This window comes from Paenibacillus sp. FSL H7-0690, from assembly GCF_037980415.1.
GTDB classification, from domain to species: Bacteria; Bacillota; Bacilli; order Paenibacillales; family Paenibacillaceae; genus Paenibacillus_AQ; species Paenibacillus_AQ odorifer.
This window is the reverse complement of record NZ_CP150281.1, coordinates 5,086,923-5,105,445: the sequence shown is the minus strand read 5'-3', so window position 1 is coordinate 5,105,445 and position 18,523 is coordinate 5,086,923. Positions and strand designations below refer to the sequence as shown.

15 protein-coding genes are annotated in these 18,523 nt (G+C 44.8%); all 15 read left to right on the top strand.

What is annotated here, in order from left to right; translation table 11 throughout:
• The first annotated feature begins 5 nt into the window (after positions 1-5).
• The 15 genes from MHI32_RS22600 (at position 6) to MHI32_RS22530 (ending at position 18,490) form a co-directional block, all read left to right on the top strand.
• Positions 6-2,936 (top strand): insulinase family protein, encoded by a 2,931-nt coding sequence (locus MHI32_RS22600; RefSeq protein ID WP_076279226.1) that lies wholly within the window; start codon positions 6-8, stop codon positions 2,934-2,936.
• 155 nt (positions 2,937-3,091) lie between these two features.
• On the top strand, positions 3,092-3,523 hold the full coding sequence (locus MHI32_RS22595; protein WP_036683144.1) for a MarR family transcriptional regulator: 432 nt from the start codon (positions 3,092-3,094) through the stop codon (positions 3,521-3,523).
• An 18-nt stretch (positions 3,524-3,541) separates the two neighbouring features.
• Entirely contained in the window at positions 3,542-4,924 is a 1,383-nt protein-coding gene (locus MHI32_RS22590) for an MATE family efflux transporter (RefSeq protein ID WP_248548362.1), read from the top strand.
• Between the two features lie 190 nt (positions 4,925-5,114).
• Positions 5,115-6,020 carry a sugar ABC transporter permease gene (locus MHI32_RS22585; RefSeq protein WP_036683142.1) on the top strand — a complete coding sequence of 302 codons (906 nt, stop codon included), beginning with the start codon at positions 5,115-5,117 and terminating at the stop codon, positions 6,018-6,020.
• 63 nt (positions 6,021-6,083) lie between these two features.
• The gene (locus MHI32_RS22580; protein ID WP_052097522.1) at positions 6,084-6,866 is read left to right on the top strand and encodes a carbohydrate ABC transporter permease; all 783 of its coding nucleotides are present in this window, start codon (positions 6,084-6,086) and stop codon (positions 6,864-6,866) included.
• Positions 6,867-7,006: 140 nt separating this feature from the next.
• Positions 7,007-8,371 (top strand): extracellular solute-binding protein, encoded by a 1,365-nt coding sequence (locus MHI32_RS22575; protein WP_076130274.1) that lies wholly within the window; start codon positions 7,007-7,009, stop codon positions 8,369-8,371.
• Positions 8,372-8,475: 104 nt separating this feature from the next.
• Positions 8,476-10,275, top strand: a complete 1,800-nt coding sequence (locus MHI32_RS22570) for a sensor histidine kinase (protein WP_076281335.1) — start codon at positions 8,476-8,478, stop codon at positions 10,273-10,275.
• Positions 10,250-11,848: a helix-turn-helix domain-containing protein gene (locus MHI32_RS22565; protein ID WP_340010920.1), complete on the top strand. Its 1,599-nt coding sequence runs from the start codon at positions 10,250-10,252 to the stop codon at positions 11,846-11,848. The genes MHI32_RS22570 and MHI32_RS22565 overlap by 26 nt, the downstream gene beginning before the upstream one ends.
• A gap of 24 nt (positions 11,849-11,872) precedes the next feature.
• Positions 11,873-13,738 (top strand): DUF2264 domain-containing protein, encoded by a 1,866-nt coding sequence (locus MHI32_RS22560; RefSeq protein ID WP_340010918.1) that lies wholly within the window; start codon positions 11,873-11,875, stop codon positions 13,736-13,738.
• Positions 13,728-14,843 carry a glycoside hydrolase family 88 protein gene (locus MHI32_RS22555; RefSeq protein ID WP_340010916.1) on the top strand — a complete coding sequence of 372 codons (1,116 nt, stop codon included), beginning with the start codon at positions 13,728-13,730 and terminating at the stop codon, positions 14,841-14,843. The genes MHI32_RS22560 and MHI32_RS22555 overlap by 11 nt, the downstream gene beginning before the upstream one ends.
• Before the next feature lie 218 nt (positions 14,844-15,061).
• On the top strand, positions 15,062-15,727 hold the full coding sequence (locus tag MHI32_RS22550; RefSeq protein WP_340010914.1) for an amino acid ABC transporter permease: 666 nt from the start codon (positions 15,062-15,064) through the stop codon (positions 15,725-15,727).
• Entirely contained in the window at positions 15,708-16,385 is a 678-nt protein-coding gene (locus tag MHI32_RS22545) for an amino acid ABC transporter permease (protein ID WP_076130269.1), read from the top strand. Before MHI32_RS22550 ends, MHI32_RS22545 begins: the two co-directional genes overlap by 20 nt.
• A gap of 22 nt (positions 16,386-16,407) precedes the next feature.
• Positions 16,408-17,163: an amino acid ABC transporter ATP-binding protein gene (locus tag MHI32_RS22540; RefSeq protein WP_340010912.1), complete on the top strand. Its 756-nt coding sequence runs from the start codon at positions 16,408-16,410 to the stop codon at positions 17,161-17,163.
• Between the two features lie 19 nt (positions 17,164-17,182).
• A complete protein-coding gene (locus MHI32_RS22535; protein WP_340010910.1) occupies positions 17,183-18,058 on the top strand; it encodes a cysteine ABC transporter substrate-binding protein in 876 nt (291 codons plus the stop codon).
• Positions 18,059-18,178: 120 nt separating this feature from the next.
• Positions 18,179-18,490: a hypothetical protein gene (locus tag MHI32_RS22530; RefSeq protein ID WP_076308237.1), complete on the top strand. Its 312-nt coding sequence runs from the start codon at positions 18,179-18,181 to the stop codon at positions 18,488-18,490.
• The last annotated feature ends 33 nt before the right edge of the window (positions 18,491-18,523 follow it).

Below are 18,523 nucleotides of genomic sequence, written 5' to 3'. Positions count from 1 at the left end.
AATCTATGAGCCGCTTGATCACAGGCAATATATATTATGGATTTCAGGTCGTTAATGAGGAATTTATCCGGGAGATCGATTCCGCCGTATTCACGATGGAACATCTGAAGAGCGGCGCCAGGCTGCTTTTCGTGCAGAATCAGGATGACAACAAGGTATTCAGCGTGAGCTTCAGGACCCCGCCTGAAGATAGTACAGGGGTCTTTCATATTTTGGAGCATTCTGTATTATGTGGTTCGGAGAAATATCCGGTGAAGGAACCTTTTGTAGAATTGCTAAAGGGTTCGATGCAGACATTCCTGAACGCATTTACGTTTGGGGATAAGACGATGTATCCGGTGGCGAGCCGGAATGAGCAGGATTTCTCCAATCTGATGGAGGTCTACCTGGATAGTGTTTTTCAGCCGAATATTTATAAGCAAAAGGAGATTTTTGAGCAAGAGGGCTGGCATTACGAGCTTCAGCAAACAGAAGCTGAGCTGATCTATAAAGGCGTGGTTTACAACGAGATGAAGGGTTCCTATTCCTCGCCGTTTACGGTACTGATGGACAGGATCAAAAAGTCGTTGTATCCAGACACGATTTACCGTCATTCTTCAGGTGGAGATCCGCAGGAGATTCCTGCGCTTACGTATGAGCAATTTCTTGAGGCGCACAGCAATTATTATCATCCGTCCAACAGTTATTTTTATCTGTACGGAGACGTCTCTATTGAAGAGAAGCTGCAATTTATAGACCAGGAATACCTTAGCCGTTATGAAAAAAACAGCTTTGATACCTCCATTCCCCTACAACAGCCTACCGGAATGACGGAGCTGGTAGCGGATTATCCGATTCTGGAAGCAGAAACGGCCGACGACAAAACTTATTTGAGTCTGAACTATGTAATTGGAACCTCTACGGATCGGGAACTGAATCTGGCTTTTGATATTTTGAAAAGCATGCTGATGGACAGCAATGCAGCTCCGCTTAAGCAAGCCCTGCTGGAAAGCGGTCTGGGTAAAGATGCCTTTGCTTTTTATTCCGACAGTATGGTTCAGCCGCTGCTTGGCATTACCCTGACACATTCGAACGCCTCCGCCAAAGATGCCTTCGTGGAGCTGGTGAAGACCACATTAAGCAGCTTGGTTAAGAACGGGCTGGATGAGAAGCTGGTGCTGGCGGCGGTCAACAGCAAGGAATTTGAGCTGCGGGAAGCGGACTTTAGCCGATATCCAAAGGGACTTACTTACAATATCGAAGTGATGAAGTCCTGGCTCTATGACGGTCAGCCGTCTACTCATATGCTTTATGAAGAGGTATTCACTACCATTCGGGAAAAGATAACGGATCGTTATTTTGAGAAGCTGATTGAGGTCTACTTACTGAACAGTGATCATTGCAGTCTGGTGGTGCTGAACCCGTCCAAGACGATTGCAGCCGACAAGGAAGCGAGCACCCAGCGTCAATTAAGTGAATACAAATCATCACAGCAACCAGACCAGCTGGAGCAGCTTGTGCAGAGTACACAGCATCTTCTGGCGCGGCAAGGTCGTGCAGATGCAACCGAGGATTTGCAGAAGCTGCCAAGTTTATCTCTACAGGACATTAACCGCAGTGCTGAACCTCAGGTGCCATCCCATGAATATAACCTTGAGGGTCTAAAGCTGATCCACCATGACGTATCTACTCAAAAGATTGCGTACTGCAAGTTTTATTGGGATACGAGTGTTGTGGCTCCTGAGCAAATTCCTTATCTTGTGCTGCTGGCAGAGGTATTGGGCCAAATGGAGACAGCTTCTTACAGCATTGAAGAGCTCACTAGTGAAATTGGGATCAAAACCGGAGGCATTCATTTCAAAAATGAGATCTTTGGCGCTGCAAAAGATACTGGGGCCAGTTATCAGCCTAAATTCACTGCGCAGGTTAAGGTGATGGCGGGGCATATTGGCGAATCGCTGGATCTGCTGCGTGAGATGCTCTATACCAGCGCGCTCGATAACTTGACGAAGCTACAGGAAATCGTCCGGCGGGAAGCCTCACAGATGGAATCCGTCCTGAATCAAAAAGGTAATGAAATCGCGGCCAGCCGCCTGATGTCTTATTTTTCGGACATGGGAGCGTATCAGGAACAACAGGGTGGCGTGGCCTATTACCGCTTTATCCGTGAGCTTGCCGAGAAGATCGATCAGCAGGGAGCTGAGGTGGCAGACACGCTGAAGGATATCTGTACGGTTTTATTCAATAAACAGAATTTAATCATCAGCGTGACGGGTACCCCTGATTTGTATGAAGAATTCGCCGCTAATGTAGCGAAGCTGGATATTCAGGATCGGCCAGTGGTGAATAAACCTAAGATTACGGCGCAGGGGCATGCGGATAATGAAGGTTTTATGTCTTCCAGCCAGGTGCAATATGTGGTTAAAGGCTACGACTTCAACAAGCTAGGATTTACGTATTCCGGCAAAATGCAGGTGCTCAAAAAAATCATGAGCCTCACCTATCTGTGGAATGCCGTGCGCGTGAAGGGCGGAGCTTATGGCGGCAGCCTGATGCTGCGCAGAGATGGGATATTGATGTTCACTTCCTACCGTGATCCCAATTTGCAGGAGACGCTGGAGGTTTATGATCAGGCGTACCGATTCACCGAAGGATATGAAGCGGATGCCGACGAGATGACCAAAGCAATTATCGGCACCCTGTCCATGTTGGACCAGCCGCTGAGCCCAAGCGCTCAGGGACGGCGGGCGGACCGGCATTATTTTGAACAGGTAACCGGGGCCGAGCTGCAGCAGGAACGGGATGAAATCTTGTCGACCACACCGGAAGACATCAGACAGTATGCCGATTTGCTTAAGGCTGTGACGGAACAAAATTATTTCACAGTTGTCGGCAATGAATCCAAGCTGAAATCAACAAAAGTCTTATTTGGAAACCTAGAAGAACTTGTGATGTAATTCTCTCTATAAACTCCTCTTCAGTACCTGTCTACTCGACAAGTGCTGGAGAGGAGTTTTTGTATTTAGTTAGAACCTTGACAGTTAGAGTTCTATCTATTATGATAATGATGTTACTTAGAGTTCTAACTAATCCGCAAGAGGAGGAAATAACAATGAACAAACCCGTGGTAGACACACCATTTTCTAATTTAATACGAGAGATTGGGATAAAAATAAAAGGTACAGCTGACACCAGGTTAAATGAGTTAGGTCTGAACTCACAACAAGGCCGCATGATCGGCTATATTTTTGAGAATCAAGCAGAAGGTGTTATTCAGAAGGATTTAGCGGAGGTCTTTAACAGGAAGGGGGCGAGCATTACCAGTATGCTTCAGGGGTTGGAGAAGAAAGGGTATATCCAGCGTGTCACTCCTGAAAATGATGAACGTCAAAAGAGTATTTTTGTATTGGAAAAAGGTGCTCTTTTAGTGGAAGAGTTCAATGAGATTTTCTCTGAGGTAGAAGCAAGCATTACTAAGGCGCTTAGTCCGGAAGAAACTGCAACCCTAAAGTCTTTACTTCAAAAAGTTAGTTCAAGTTTATAAACGTTCGGAGGTTCACTTATGACAAATGAGTTGTCAAATCAATATTATTTAGAGTCGGCGCCCATGAAAAAAGCGATCGCTCATTTATCGATTCCCATGATGATTGGGATGTCTGTGGGTACTATTTATAATGTAATCAATGCTTACTTCATCGGCTTATTACACAATACCAGTATGCTGACCGCAATCACGCTGGGCCTGCCTATTTTTACCGTTTTAATGGCTTTTGGAAATGTGCTGGGGGTAGGCGGAGGAACATTTATAACTCGCTTGGCGGGGCAAAAAGAGACGGAAAAAGGGAAAAAGGTTGCCGGATATACTTTTTACGGGAGTATTGTAGTGGGGCTTCTTATCGCGCTCATCGCTTGGTTAGCTATTAATCCGATCACGCGAATGCTTGGTGCAGATGCTGCTACCTTAGACTTTACGAAGTCTTATGTGCTCACTCTTTTTGCAGGCGGATTTGCTGTTGTGCTTAATTTTGCTTTGGAACAACTGGTCCGTTCGGAAGGTGCCTCGAAGGAATCGATGTATGGTATTTTTATCAGTACGGCTTTAAGTTTGATTTTTGATCCTTTATTTATTCTCGTGCTGAATTGGCATGTTGCCGGAGCTGCTTTGGCTATGGTTTTAGCAAATTTGGGCTCTGCCATTTATTATATTTACTTTTTGGAAACGAAAAGTGAGCATTTAAGAGGATTTTTGAAGCATTTCAAGATATCTGTACGAGATCAGCTTGAGGTTTATAAAATAGGTACAGCCGAGCTATTGCAAGCCAGTTTTTTAATTGTCAGCACGCTTTTGTTAAATAACTATTCCATTCAATATGGGGAGAGTGTGGTCGCCGGATTTGGTGTGGCTTTAAGAATTGTGCAGATTCCAGAATTTCTATCGATGGGTTTATTTTTGGGATTGATTCCGCTATTTGCTTTTAACTTTGCTAGTAAAAATACGGAGAGACTTAAATCCAGCATCAAATACGCTTTTGCATATATAGGCGGCATTGCAGTTGTTTTTGTAAGTCTAGTATATGTGTTTAGAGGAACGATTCTTCATTGGTTCTCAGGCGATCCTTCTGTGTTAAGCATGGGAACTTATATTTTGGCAGCGATGCTGATCTCCGCTTTATTTAATGGATTTACCGGATTATTTATGAGCATTTTTCAAGCAACAGGGCAAGGCACACCCACTACTATTATGGCGATAAGCCAAGGTGTATTATTTATACCGATGATTATCGTATTGCATTCTATTTTTGGCCTGCATGGTGTGATTTGGTCGATGACTGTGACTGAGGTAATAACGAGTGTGATGGGTGTGGTTTTGTTTATGATTTTTCGGAAAAAGCTGAATAGTGCGGGCGTTGATGGAAAAGGGACTGTAGAGGTTACGCCGGTATAACGCGATTGCTTTATGTAAAACTCAATATGGATTTTGTTTACTGCGGGAGCTTGGCTCGCGCTTTTTTTGCGTTGTGCAAAAGAATTCATAACTAAAGGATCGGTAAAATTCGTTCCAAAATGAACAATTCTAGTTCTTATGAAGACTGCTTACTTTTTCTACAATTATGGATAAGTAAAGGAGGAGAACTATGATACGCAAAAAAAGGTTTCATCTTAACATGGACACACGCGAAGCGATGGCGGGATATCTATTCGTTGCTCCGCTTATGCTTGGGCTGATCATCTTGACGTTGATCCCGGTGCTGGGCTCACTGCTGTTAAGCTTCACGGACTGGAACTTTGTGGCTGGGTTAGGGGGGATTAAGTTCGCGGGCGTGGATAATTTCATCAGGCTGTTTCATGATGATGCTTTTATGAAAAGCTTGCTGAACAATTTGCTCTTTATTATCACAGTACCGGTTACGATCATCGTTGCCCTGCTGCTGGCTATCCTGATTGATAAACAGGTTTTTCTGAAGGATTTGTTTAAAGTGATTTATTTCCTTCCGTACATTTCCAGTGTAGTTGCCATCGCTATGGTTTGGCAGGTTATGTTTCACCCTTCACTGGGACCCGTCAATCAATTCCTGATGTCACTGGGGTGGAACAACCCACCCAAATGGTTAGCGGATATCCATTATGCTCTGCCGTCGCTGATGTTGATTCAAGTCTGGATTCAGCTCGGTTACAACATTATTATTTTTATTGCAGGTTTACAGAGTATTCCTAAGGATCTTTATGAAGCGGCTGATATTGATGGTGCCAACGTCTGGCGCAAATTCCGCAACATCACGGTTCCCTGCATTTCGCCAACTACCTTTTTCCTGCTGGTAACAGGGGTTATCGGCTCATTTAAAATCTTTGATCTGATACAAGTATTGACCCAGGGTGGACCGGCTAACTCCACGACCGTTATCGTCTACGAGTTATATGATACAGCCTTCAATCAGCTGAAGACGGGTTACGCCTCTAGCATGGCACTCGTTCTGTTCCTTATTTGCCTGATCATTACAGCCTTGCAGATGTTGGCGCAAAAAAAATGGGTCAACTATTAAAGGCGGAAAGGAGAAATTACAGTGAAAAAAGAGCTTTTATCCAGAACCTTCTGGACCATCGCCATGGGACTGCTAGGTATCGCATTTCTTTTACCATTCCTATGGATGTTATCCACTTCCTTTAAGCTGGAGAAAGATGTGTTTAACTTTCCGATTCAATGGTTGCCACAGCAGTGGAACCTCATTGAAAATTATAAACAGGTGTGGTCGGGTGACTTTGCTCGCTATTATGGAAATTCCATTTATATTACGCTGGCTACGACTATAATTAATGTGCTGATATGCGCACTTGCTGCTTATGGGTTCTCCAAGCTACGTTTTCCGGGCAGGGATGCGATGTTTATAGTTGTATTGGCACTTTATATGGTTCCTCCGCAGGCATCGTTGGTTCCACAGTTTCTACTGTTTAACTGGCTGAATTTGATTGACACACATTTGGGATTAATCCTGATTAACAGCTTTAGTATTATTGGAGCGTTTATGCTCAAGCAATTTTTTATGGGGGTAAACAACGAGTATCTTGAATCGGCGCGGATGGATGGAGCAGGGCATTTTCGCTCTTTTCTACAGATTGCCTTTCCGCTGATCCGTCCCGCTGTAGCTACTTATGCTATTTTGCGCTTTATTTGGACCTGGAACGACTATCAATATCCACTCATTTTTTTGAAATCCAAGGAGCTGTTCACGATTCAGCTGGGGATCCGGTTGTTCGGGGACCAATACGGGGATGTCTATTCACTCATGATGGCTGGTGCGGTATCTGCAATCCTGCCGTTGCTGATCATTTTTGCACTCGGACAGAAGCAGGTTATTGAGGGAATTGCCCTCGGAGGTGTGAAAGGATAATAAAAGTCAAAATAGTTTCTCTTCGGTAGAATATGAGAACTTTCCTCGTCAATCCTGCATGTTAGGATATTCTTGTAAGCAGTTACATAGTCACTGGTTGTTAAGCGAGTGATGCCCAACACATTTATAGGAGGGTCTAAATGAAAAAGAAATTATTATCTGCATTCATCATCACATCGATGGCGTTATCATTGGCCGCTTGCGGCGGAAATGCGAAAACCAATAATGCAGGAGCGACTAATGCACCCGATGCTGGTGGAAATTCAAAGCCTGCAGCAGAGAAGGTTACCCTGAAGCTGAGCACCTGGCAGACAGAAGCCAAAGCGAAATGGAGCACGATTATCGCGGAGTTTGAGAAGACGCATCCCGATATTCATGTGGAAGTAGATTTGCTGAATGAAAAAGGTGATTCGGTTGCCTCTATGCAGAAGCTGGATTTGATGGCGGCTGCGAGCGATCCGCTGGATATTGTCGAACTGCCTTATACCAACTATTCACAGCGTGCAGATATCGGTTTGTTGGAACCGATGGATGACTATATTCAGAAGGAAGGTTATAAGCTCGCAGATGAATATCTGGTGGACACTACGGTCAATGGCAAAATCTATGCATTACCGTCTTCCATGCAGCGCTGGTTCGTGCTCCTTAACAAAGAAATGTTAGATGAGGCGGGCCTTCCGGTTCCGACCGACTGGACATGGGCGGATTTCGAAGAGTATGCCAAGAAATTGACCAAGGGTGAGGGCGCAACGAAACGTTTTGGCGCATATCTGCATAATTGGCCGGATTATTTCCAGCTCCAGCTGATGAGCAAGTCTACGGATAATACTTTTCTAAAAGCTGATGGAACCTCCAATGCACTTGACCCGCAATTTAAGGCTAATCTGCAGATGATGAAGAAAATGATGTACGAAGATAAGAGTGCCACTCCTTATGAGGATATTATTTCGCAAAAACTAGCCTACCGGAATCAGTATTTTAACGGTTTAGCAGCGATGCTTCCGATGGGCGACTGGATGGTTGCGGAATCGGGTGGAACGGATGCCATTCCGGCAACCTTTGTTACCGCGTTTGCGCCGATCCCCCGTCTTGACAGTGAGAGCAAACACTACTCACCCGTACAGCCGACCTACATGGGAATAGCCGCTAAATCCAAGCATAAGGAGGCTGCCTATACCTTTGTGCGCTGGTATACCTCAGAAGGACTGGAAATCGGTGGACGCGTTTTCTCTGGCTGGGCCAAATCGGATACGAATAAATTAGTGGATACAATTGTGAGTGGTTCTAAGGATTCCTCTAAGATTGATGTCGATTCTCTGAAATATACGATGGAGAACTCGACACCTGGTGCAACGCAGGTTCCGGCTAAATATGCAGATGAAGCTAAGAACAACGTTATTCCAGAAGCGGAGATGTATCTCCTAGGCCAACAGGATCTGGATGTCACAGTTGCCAATATCGATAAAAAAATAACGGAAGTTGTTCAGAACAATAGCGGAAAGTAAGCGGAGGCTGATTGTACGCTTTTCAAAGGGGGCTTATAATGTGGGGGCAGGAAAGCATTTCTGCCTCCTGCTCCAAATTCAAACAGATGTGGGGCCTGTAATCCGTGTTTAGAAAGCATCAATCCCTCCGTAAGAAACTTGTCTGGTCATCGCTGATCTGCGTGCTGATCCCGCTTGTCTGCATTTACATGGTTACTGATTATTTGACCCGGGATCTCATTCTGGAGAAAGCGGTTGGTAGCGCAAGAGAATCTTTAAATGCAGCCAGCGCCAATATGAATGCCATATTTGAACAGACACTGGAACAGTCCAACTTTGTGCTCCAGAACAGCGAGATCAGGCAGATGATGTCTGCCGATTCAGAGTCGCTCCGTGCACCAAAGCAGATCATTCAGTATAACCGTATGTCGCGGATGCTGGATGATATGTTTGTTTTAACAGAATATTTGAAGGTGACGTTAATCGGAAAAAATGGTTTGATTTATACCAGCTATCCTTACAGTGACTTTAACCCGAAAAATTTCTACAACAAAAATTGGACATCGTTGCTGAAACAAATTCAACCCATTTCGACTTATTGGAGAGCGGAGCACGATACGTACTACAATTATTCTGATAAAGGCTCAGCTGATTGGGTAACCATTGCGAGGCCGATTCAATCGACCTCCAGCAGTACCATCGGATATTTAATTATTAATATCAATGAGCGTAAGCTCCGTCCTTATCTAAATAACGATAATGATAAAGAGATGATGCTTTTGGATGACAAGGGAACTGTAGTTTCCCATGCTGACAAGACCCGAATCGGAGAGACGATGACGTGGTTGAAAATGGATGGCGAGCTTGACACTGTGGAAATCGACGGAGAGAAGTTTTTATATGTTGATCAGGAGCTGAGCAGTAACAAATGGCGGATGGTCAGCATTATCCCGCTGAAGGCAGCCTTGTCCAAAAATAAGCAGATTTTATTCATCAGCCTGGCGGTGCAGATTCTTTTTTTTACCTTGTTTTCCGTTCTCTTAACTGTTCTAATCTCAAAGCTGACTCAGCCAATCGTAAAATTAAGCGCTTTTGTAAAGCGAATAGGTCGTGGTCAGTTGGATGAACGTTCGTTCATTCGAGGGAATAATGAGGCAGCACAGCTCGCCCGCACCATTGACCAGATGCTGGATCGGATCGAGTCTATGATTGAACAAATCACTTATGAACAGACGGGAAAAAGAAAAGCCGAACTAGAGATGCTGCAAGCGCAGATCAATCCACATTTTATGTTTAATCTGCTGAATTCGATTCGCTTAAATATCCTGATGCAAGGCGATCGGGAGAATGCTGAGTTGATTGGTTCGCTGTCGTCTTTGCTCCGGATGACCTTTAACAGAGACAATGAGTTTATCCCGCTTCGTGAGGAGACAGATACGATATCGCATTATGTCACTTTAATGAATTTCCGCCATGCCAATCAGGTCAGGCTGGAAATGAATTTAGCGGACGGTAGCGCTGAAGCACTAGTGCCTCGATTTATGATTCAACCCATGATCGAGAATGCCATCATCCATGGCTTCGAGCAGTTTGGTGGCGAGATTTTTATTGAAGCTCGTATTGTTGCAACTACGGGAAGCTTGGTTATCACCATTAAGGATAATGGGATCGGGATGTCGCCGGAAACTTTAACAAGACTTCGTGAAACCGCATACAGCAGCGAACAAATTACAGAGGAGGACAGAAAAGGGTTCTCCGGCATAGGTTTACGCAATGTGGCCCAACGCCTCAGTATGATTTATGGCGCTTCTTTTAAGCTGAATATTCAAAGTGAACCTGATGTGGGCACAGAGATTTGTCTGGAGTTTCCTCTGGATTACGGAAAGGTGGGTGTGGAGAATGCTGACGGCAATATTGGTGGATGATGACTATCCGGTTATCCGTTATTTGTCGCAGGCCGTACCTTGGAGTGAGCTCGGTATTGAACTCATCGGATGTTATTATAGCGGTCTCGAGGCTTGGGAAAAAGCACAGCAGAGTCCACCAGATCTTATTATTACCGATATTGGCATGCCCAAGATGAACGGGCTGGAGATGCTGGAGCTATTCAGAGCTGTGCAGCCCGGAATCCGTGCGATTATTCTCTCCTGCCACAACGAATTCAAATACGCCCAGCAAGCGCTGAAATTAAACGTAGGAGAATATATTTTAAAAGAATCACTGGATATTGAGCAGTTACAGCAAGCGATTAGAACCCTTGTGGCGGAAGTGGGACTGAATAGGCAGCAGCATACGGAGATGCTGGTTTATAAGCAAAAGCAGTCTCAAAATCGCGCCGCGCTGAAGGAAAAGTTTCTAAAAGATACCTTGTATCAATCCTGGGATAAGGGGGCTTGGATCGAGCAGGCCCGATCAAACGGAATTATGATCCATGCCAAAAACTATATCCCGCTGGTTATTGTAATTGATCGTCCAGAGGAAGCTTCAAGGGTGCGCCGGATGAGTGAATATACGATTTCTTTTGCGGTTGAGAATATTATGCAGGAAGTGCTTGAGGCTGATCACAGTCTGTTTATTTCGAGATACAGCCATAAGGAGATTGTCATTCTCTTTTGCAGCGACCAGCCTTCCAAAGATCACCAGGCTATCTATCACTCCATTCAAAATGCAGCCTCTGCGGTTCAAAAATATCTTAAACTCTCTGTCTCTTGCTTATTTGGCGCTGAGGCGCGCAGTCCTGAGGAAATTCGCGGAACATTGCAGCGGATGCTGAGGGAGAAAATACAGCGCTTTTATCTCCCTGCGGCGGGAATCCACCGTTTTGAAGAAGTCTGCTTTTCCGGAGAAGATATTTATGCTGAATATGGAACCTTGTACTCTGTTATCAATGATGATATTGCCTTGAACAGGAACACGGAGCTTCGCGTTCATGTAAAGGAATGGAGGGAATGGGTGGCCTCGCAAAAATTCCATCCGAATGAAGTCAAGGAATGTGTGCTTCGCTTGCTGATGGACTTGCAGATGAAGACGAAACAGCTTCTGCAATCTCCATTGCCTATAACCGAAGAAAAGCTATTTAGCGTGGTTGGTGACATTGAAACTCTGGAGCATTTGGAACAATGGCTGGTGCAGTACTTGGAGGAATTAGCGCGGAAAATAAGTATGTTCTCCATCAAGTCTAAACGGAGTGAGGTCATCAAAGCCCAGCAGTTCGTGATTAGTCATGTGACGGAGAAAATAACGCTGGAGGACATGGCAGGCCGCCTTAACTTAAATGCCAGTTATTTCAGCCGCTTATTCAAACGGGAAACAAACCAGAACTTCATCGAATATGTAAATATGCTAAAGCTTCAGAAGGCAAAGGAGCTGCTTAACCAATCTGAAAAGACAGTGGAAGAGATCTCCGAGTATCTGGGATATGCCAACAAAAGTTATTTCATCAAGCTGTTTAAACGGGAAATGGGCATGAGGCCTAGTGAATATGCCGCTTGGCATTGAGTGTGGACAGGAGGAAACATTGCTGTGGGAATAAAGGGCACTAAAAATGAATTACAGATGTTCCTAAATGAACTATATACTCCACTGGAGCGCAGATTTACCTCTGGTTGTGCAGGAATTAATATGGGCGCTACAGGATCGATATACAATGAAGCTACAGCGCTTATGGAAGCTTTCGCCCGTCCTCTATGGGGCCTTGTTCCCCATGCCAGCGGTGGAGGGGAAAGTGCACTCTGGCCGATGTTTCTGGAAGGGATCATCAACGGAACAGACCCGGAGCATGAAGAATATTGGGGGCAATTTACTACCAAAGATCAGCGTATGGTAGAGCAGGCCGTGTTGGGACTGGGGCTTGCTCTTGCACCACATAAAATGTGGGAGCCGCTGAGTGACACGCAGAAAATAAATGTATATAACTGGCTAAATCAGATTAATCATGTGGATCGTTCCAATCCGAATAACTGGCTGATGTTCACGGTTCTTGTAAATGTGGGCTTCAAGAAAGTCGGATTACCTTATGATCAGAGCATAATGGATGATTATCTAGCGCAGATCGATAATTACTATCTTGGTGACGGTTGGTATTCCGATGGATTGACGGATCAGAGGGACTATTATATTGCTTTTGCTATGCATTATTATACGCTGATATACGCTAAGCTGATGGCGGATGATGATCCTCAGAGAGCTGCTGTTTATCGGGAAAGATCAGTACGATTTGCCGAGGATTTCATTTATTGGTTCGCTGAGGACGGAAGCGCACTTCCTTTTGGTCGTAGCCTGACCTATCGTTTTGCACAGGTTTCATTCTGGAGTGCGCTGGTGTATGCAGATATGGTTCCTTTTTCATATGGCGTTCTTAAAGGAATCATTATGCGCCATTTTCGTTGGTGGTTTGAACAACCTATTATGGGATTAGACGGACTGCTTAGCATCGGATATGCTTATCCGAATCTAGTCATGACAGAGAACTACAACGCCCCCGGATCTCCGTATTGGGCCTTTAAAGCTATGCTTATTCTTGCCTTGCCAGATGATCATCCTTTTTGGCAGGCGGAGGAAGAGCCGTTGCCTATTTTGAAAGAGGTACGGGCTCTCCAAGAGGCGCGAATGCTTGTGAGTCGTCCGGAAGGAAACAGGCAGGTTATTGCCTATACCTCTGGCCAGATGGCTAACTTTGATATGGCCCATAGTGCAGCCAAATATTCTAAATTTGCATATTCCACTCTGTTTGGCTTTAGTGTCCCGAAAGCGGGTTACGGGTTGGTTCAAGGCGCTTACGATTCTACACTCGCACTATGCGAATGTGATGAACACTATCGGGTACGCAGATTCTGCGAGACCTGGGAAATCGGGGACAGCTATGTATATTCCCGCTGGCATCCATGGAGTGATGTACATGTGGAGACATGGATTATTCCGGCAGGTCTATGGCATGTTCGTGTTCACAGCATTCATACTGCCCGGCGGCTGGATGTAGCGGAGGGTGGATTTGCCATTGGCCAGTCAGCTGGCTTCTCGCACAGTGAACGGGAAATTATTAATGTATCAAACACTGCTATTTCGGTACAGCTGCCCTGGGGAATCAGTGCCATACATAGGCTATGCGGCTTTGATCGGGGAGAGTGCGTATATCCCGAGCCGAATACCAATCTGCTGAAGCCGCGGACACTTCTTCCGAGCTTGTGCTCCAGACTGGAACCGGGAGAGCAAGTATTGATATCTGCTGTCTTCGGAGCGACGAATACTCCAGAGAACCAGGCAAGTCTTGCTTCACCGCCGCTTATTCAATGGCACTCGGACGGAAGGGTTGCTGTATACGAACCTAGTAACGATACACTTTTGCATACTGTTGATTTAAGGGGAGGGAGAAACAAAGATGTGGAATAAGGCTATTGAGGATGCGATTCACAAAGTTGGGAGCAATATGGCTAACCATCCGGGCAAACTGCCTCATATCGCTGAGGGGCAACAGTACGAATGGGGAGACAACGACGACTGGATAGAGGGTTTCTATGTTGGGATGATGTGGCTTGCTTATGAATATAGTAAGGATTCATGCTATAAGGAGGCGGCAGCCTCTTGGTTAGGGGACTTCAAGCATCGTCTGGATCAGCACATCGCCCTGGACCATCATGACATTGGTTTCTTGTATACACTGACCGCAGTAGCGGAGTGGAAAATAACGGGCAGCGAAGCGGCGCGAGCTGTCGGTCTGCAAGCTGCGGACACGCTGTGCAAGCGCTGGCGTGAACCAGCAGGGATTCTTCAGGCCTGGGGACTGGAGAGTGACCCGGAGAATGCGGGACGTATCATTATTGACTGCTTGATGAATTTACCTCTATTATTCTGGGCAGCTGAGGAAACAGGAGATAAGCGCTATTATGAAATAGCGCTCGAACATGCGTTTAAGAGCCGGAAATTTCTTGTGCGTGGGGATGCCTCCTCTTACCATACTTTTTATTTTGATCCGGCTACCGGAAATGCAATTCGTGGAGGAACACATCAAGGTTATGAGGACGGATCGACCTGGACACGTGGTCAAGCTTGGGGAATATACGGTTTTGCTCTGGCGTATCGCTATACGCAGAATGAGGATTTTCTTAAGACTTCTAAGAGCCTAGCGGATTATTTTATCAGCCATCTACCGGAGGATAGTGTGGCTTATTGGGATTTCGATGTGATAGTGGGAGCGGAGACCCCTCGCGACAGCTCGGCTTCGGCGATTGCGGCAGCCGGTCTTTTGGAACTGCTCGATCACCTAGGCGTAGACGATCCGGACCGGGCCATTTATGAAGTTGCTTTACACCGTAGTATGAAATCCCTAGTGGAAGATTATGCGACATCTGGAAATCGGGAAGCAGAGGGACTTCTAAAGCATGGTTCTTATCATGTGAGAGGTGGACGTGTGCCTGATGGTCATATGATTTGGGGAGATTATTATTATTTGGAAGCGTTGATCCGCTTGCAGACCGGCATCCGAGGCTATTGGTAGTGGGATGTTAGGGTGGGGCAAGGTTTATCCTATAGGACAAAGAAACTGCTAAGACTAATCTCTTAGCGGTTTTTTTTTGTGGACTACTATACAAGAGTTTTAAAACGTAGTTATTTACTTGGAATAGTATGAATAAAATCATATCACCATGCGTAAGGTTTAATGTAAGATTTTGATAATTATTAGAAATTAAGAAAAGGGGATCGGGTTACTCAGATATGAATTTAGACTGGGAGTTTATCTACGAGAGTTTGCCGCTTTATGGTGAGGCGATGTGGCTGACAGTGAAGCTAGCGTTGTTAGCTATTGTATTCTCACTCCTTATTGGATTACTGTTCAGTATCGTCTTGTACTATAAGGTCAAAATCGTCAGTGATGTTATTAAGATCTACATTGAGCTTTCACGGAACACCCCTTTACTTGTGCAGCTCTTTTTTCTTTACTATGGCTTACCTAAGATCGGAATTCACTTTAGTGAAATGACCTGTGCGATTGTAGGCATGACATTTTTGGGCGGGAGTTATATGACGGAGGCTTTTCGAAGTGGGTTCGAGGCAGTTAGCCAAACGCAGATTGAATCAGGTCAGAGCATTGGACTGTCTAAGCTGCAGCTGGTCAGATATGTTATTTTTCCCCAAGCCTTTGCGATAAGTATTCCTTCTTTAGGGGCAAATGCGATCTTTCTGCTGAAGGAGACCTCTATTGTAGGTGCCATTGCTTTAATGGATTTGATGAATGTGGCAAAAGACTTGATCGGCATGCATTACAAAACAGCGGAGTCTCTGCTCCTTCTGGTACTCGCCTATTTGGTGTTAGTCCTGCCCTTATCGCTTTTATTGACTTGGGTGGAAAGGAAGGTGAGATATGCAGAATTCGGGGATTGAGGTGCTTTTTGAAGGTTCTAATTTCGAACGATTATTAGGGGGCTTACTTGTAACGATTGAAATTTCATTTCTCTCTATTGGAATCGGTACGTTATTAGGGATCGTTATGGGATTGCTCCGGACGCTGGGATCGAGGCCATTAAGGTTTATATTACGTCTTTATTTGGAGACCTTTAGAATTATTCCGATTCTAGTGTGGCTGTATGTAGTACATTTCAGTTTCTCTCCATTACTTCATATCGATATCAGCGGGGAGGCTACCTCTATATTGGTGTTCAGCTTATGGGGAGCTGCGGAGATTGGGGATCTTGTTCGTGGAGCTTTGCAATCTATGCCAAAACATCAGGTGGAATCTGCTAGGGCGCTAGGTCTGAGCAGCAGTCAACTTTATCGGCATATTTTGATCCCGCAGGCTGTACGCAGAATGCTGCCGGGAATGATTAATCTTGCCACACGAATGATCAAGACAACATCACTGGTGGTGCTGATTGGAGTGATTGAGGTGGTAAAGATCGGGCAGCAAATTATTGAACTCGGCGTGATAAAAGCGCCCACCGCTTCATTCTGGGTATACGGCTTTATCTTTATATTATATTTTTCTGTATGTTTTCCGTTATCCAGACTTTCGAAAAAAGTTGAAAGCAGATGGCAAAATTAAGGCTTAGGAAGGAACGGTTGTAATGGCAGATTCCGGAGAACTCCTGCTGGAGGTTACACAATTACACAAATATTTTGGAGAGCGAAAGGTTCTGGACGGCATTGAATTGCAGGTGGAAAAAGGAGAAGTAATCGTTATTCTCGGTCCCTCTGGCTGTGGAAAAAGTACGTTCCTGCGTTGTCTTAACGGTTTGGAACCGGTTCAGGAAGGGGCGATGCAATATCGTGGGCAGAACCTCGCGGGGGCTGCTGTAGATTGGCGTGAAGTTAGGCAGCATATCGGAATGGTCTTTCAAAATTATGAGTTATTCCCGCATATGACGGTTATGGATAACATTCTTCTAGGCCCTCTGAAAGTACAAAAGAGAGAGCTTAAAGAAGCAACGCAGCAAGCGGAACAGCTCTTAGAGCGGGTTGGGCTGCTTGAGCGTAAACTGGACTATCCACGCCAGCTTTCCGGTGGACAAAAGCAGAGAATAGCTATAGTAAGAGCTTTATGTATGAATCCGGAGATTATGTTATTTGATGAAGTGACAGCATCCTTGGATCCGGAAATGGTTCGGGAAGTGCTTGATGTGATCTTAGGGCTTGCTCAGCAAGGAATGACGATGATCATCGTGACTCATGAAATGGGGTTTGCCAAATCGGTTGGGGATCGGATCGTGTTTATGGATCAAGGCAAGATATGTGAGATCGCTACCCCGCAACAATTTTTTACCCACCCTGCGACAGAACGTGCCCAGCATTTTCTGGATATATTTCAGTACGAAAAATTATAGAAATAGGAGAGGAAGAGAAATGAAGAAAAGTTTGAAATGGCTAACGATGCTGGTAGGTGTAAGTATATTATTGATGGGATTGGCTGCTTGCGGAAATAGTTCGAATAACAATGGAAAATCAGCATCTTCTAAATTCACTTCTATTGAACAGCTAAAGAAGAAAGGGAAGATTAAGATCGGCGTATTTGCAGACAAACCACCTTTTGGTTATGTGGACGCTGAGGGTAAAAACCAAGGATTTGATGTGTATATTGCCAAACGCTTTGCCAAGGATCTGCTAGGGGATGAATCGAAGGTTGAATTTGTGTTAGTTGATGCTGCCAGCCGCGTGGCATATCTTGAATCGGGTAAGGTTGATATCATTATGGCTAACTTTACGGTCACCGAGGAAAGAAAAGAAAAAGTGGATTTTGCTAATCCGTACATGAAATTGTCCTTTGGGATCGTATCCCCAGACAGTGCTCCAATCACTTCCATTGATCAATTAAAAGGGAACAAGCAAAAGCTCATTGTAGCTAAAGGTACGACAGCGGAAACCTATTTTACCAAAGAATATCCGGATATTGAATTGCTCAAATTCGATCAGTACACCGAGATTTTTGCAGCGCTTAAAGATGGTCGGGGGGCGGCAATCGCTAACGATAATACAGAACTCATTGCTTGGGCTAAATCAAATCCTGGATTTACGGTCAGCATTCCTGCTTTCGGGGGTCAGGATACAATAGCTCCAGCAGTGGCAAAGGGGAATAAGGAATTGCTGGACTGGATTAATACAGAACTTGATACCCTTGGTAAAGAACAATTTATCCATCAAGCCTACAAAGAAACCTTAAATGAAATTTACGGTGAAGGATATACTGATGAGCTTGTCGTTGAAGGCGGGAAAATCCAGTAACGGATTGGGAATAACATTGCGGGGGCATCTGAGAAGATGCCTTTTCTACAGATAGACTATTGCAATTTCTATAATGCCGAGTATAATACTGGGTATACACAGAATAAGGAGTCGGTGAAAATGTCTGTCGATGATTATCTGGATCTTTTAAACTACGCCAAAGCAATTAACGATGGACAGTGGCAAGCTGACATCATAGATCGTTTGAATAAGCTGAGTAAGAATTCTCATGCTGAGACAACAGAACAAAGTGTGAAAGAGCTGTGGATTCAATTCGACGATATAAATGCAATATTAATGGATTTATTTAATAAGCTGAGGGAAAGTGCGGATCCAGTAGAGCAGTATCGGTGGAAAGAGAAAATCTGGGAGTTAAAGCAGGAACGGATTAATCTATCGAAGAAGATTCAGAGTAGATATATCAGGATATAATTTAAGCTCACATTGTAATAATAAATAGAAAAT

Coding starts and splice junctions, on each gene's coding strand:
- MHI32_RS22585 (WP_036683142.1), top strand. CDS start 5,115: ATGATACGCAAAAAAAGGTTTCATCTTAACATGGACACACGCGAAGCG.
- MHI32_RS22530 (WP_076308237.1), top strand. CDS start 18,179: ATGTCTGTCGATGATTATCTGGATCTTTTAAACTACGCCAAAGCAATT.
- MHI32_RS22540 (WP_340010912.1), top strand. CDS start 16,408: ATGGCAGATTCCGGAGAACTCCTGCTGGAGGTTACACAATTACACAAA.
- MHI32_RS22550 (WP_340010914.1), top strand. CDS start 15,062: ATGAATTTAGACTGGGAGTTTATCTACGAGAGTTTGCCGCTTTATGGT.
- MHI32_RS22580 (WP_052097522.1), top strand. CDS start 6,084: ATGGGACTGCTAGGTATCGCATTTCTTTTACCATTCCTATGGATGTTA.
- MHI32_RS22535 (WP_340010910.1), top strand. CDS start 17,183: ATGAAGAAAAGTTTGAAATGGCTAACGATGCTGGTAGGTGTAAGTATA.
- MHI32_RS22590 (WP_248548362.1), top strand. CDS start 3,542: ATGACAAATGAGTTGTCAAATCAATATTATTTAGAGTCGGCGCCCATG.
- MHI32_RS22555 (WP_340010916.1), top strand. CDS start 13,728: ATGTGGAATAAGGCTATTGAGGATGCGATTCACAAAGTTGGGAGCAAT.
- MHI32_RS22565 (WP_340010920.1), top strand. CDS start 10,250: ATGCTGACGGCAATATTGGTGGATGATGACTATCCGGTTATCCGTTAT.
- MHI32_RS22595 (WP_036683144.1), top strand. CDS start 3,092: ATGAACAAACCCGTGGTAGACACACCATTTTCTAATTTAATACGAGAG.
- MHI32_RS22600 (WP_076279226.1), top strand. CDS start 6: ATGAGCCGCTTGATCACAGGCAATATATATTATGGATTTCAGGTCGTT.
- MHI32_RS22575 (WP_076130274.1), top strand. CDS start 7,007: ATGAAAAAGAAATTATTATCTGCATTCATCATCACATCGATGGCGTTA.
- MHI32_RS22545 (WP_076130269.1), top strand. CDS start 15,708: ATGCAGAATTCGGGGATTGAGGTGCTTTTTGAAGGTTCTAATTTCGAA.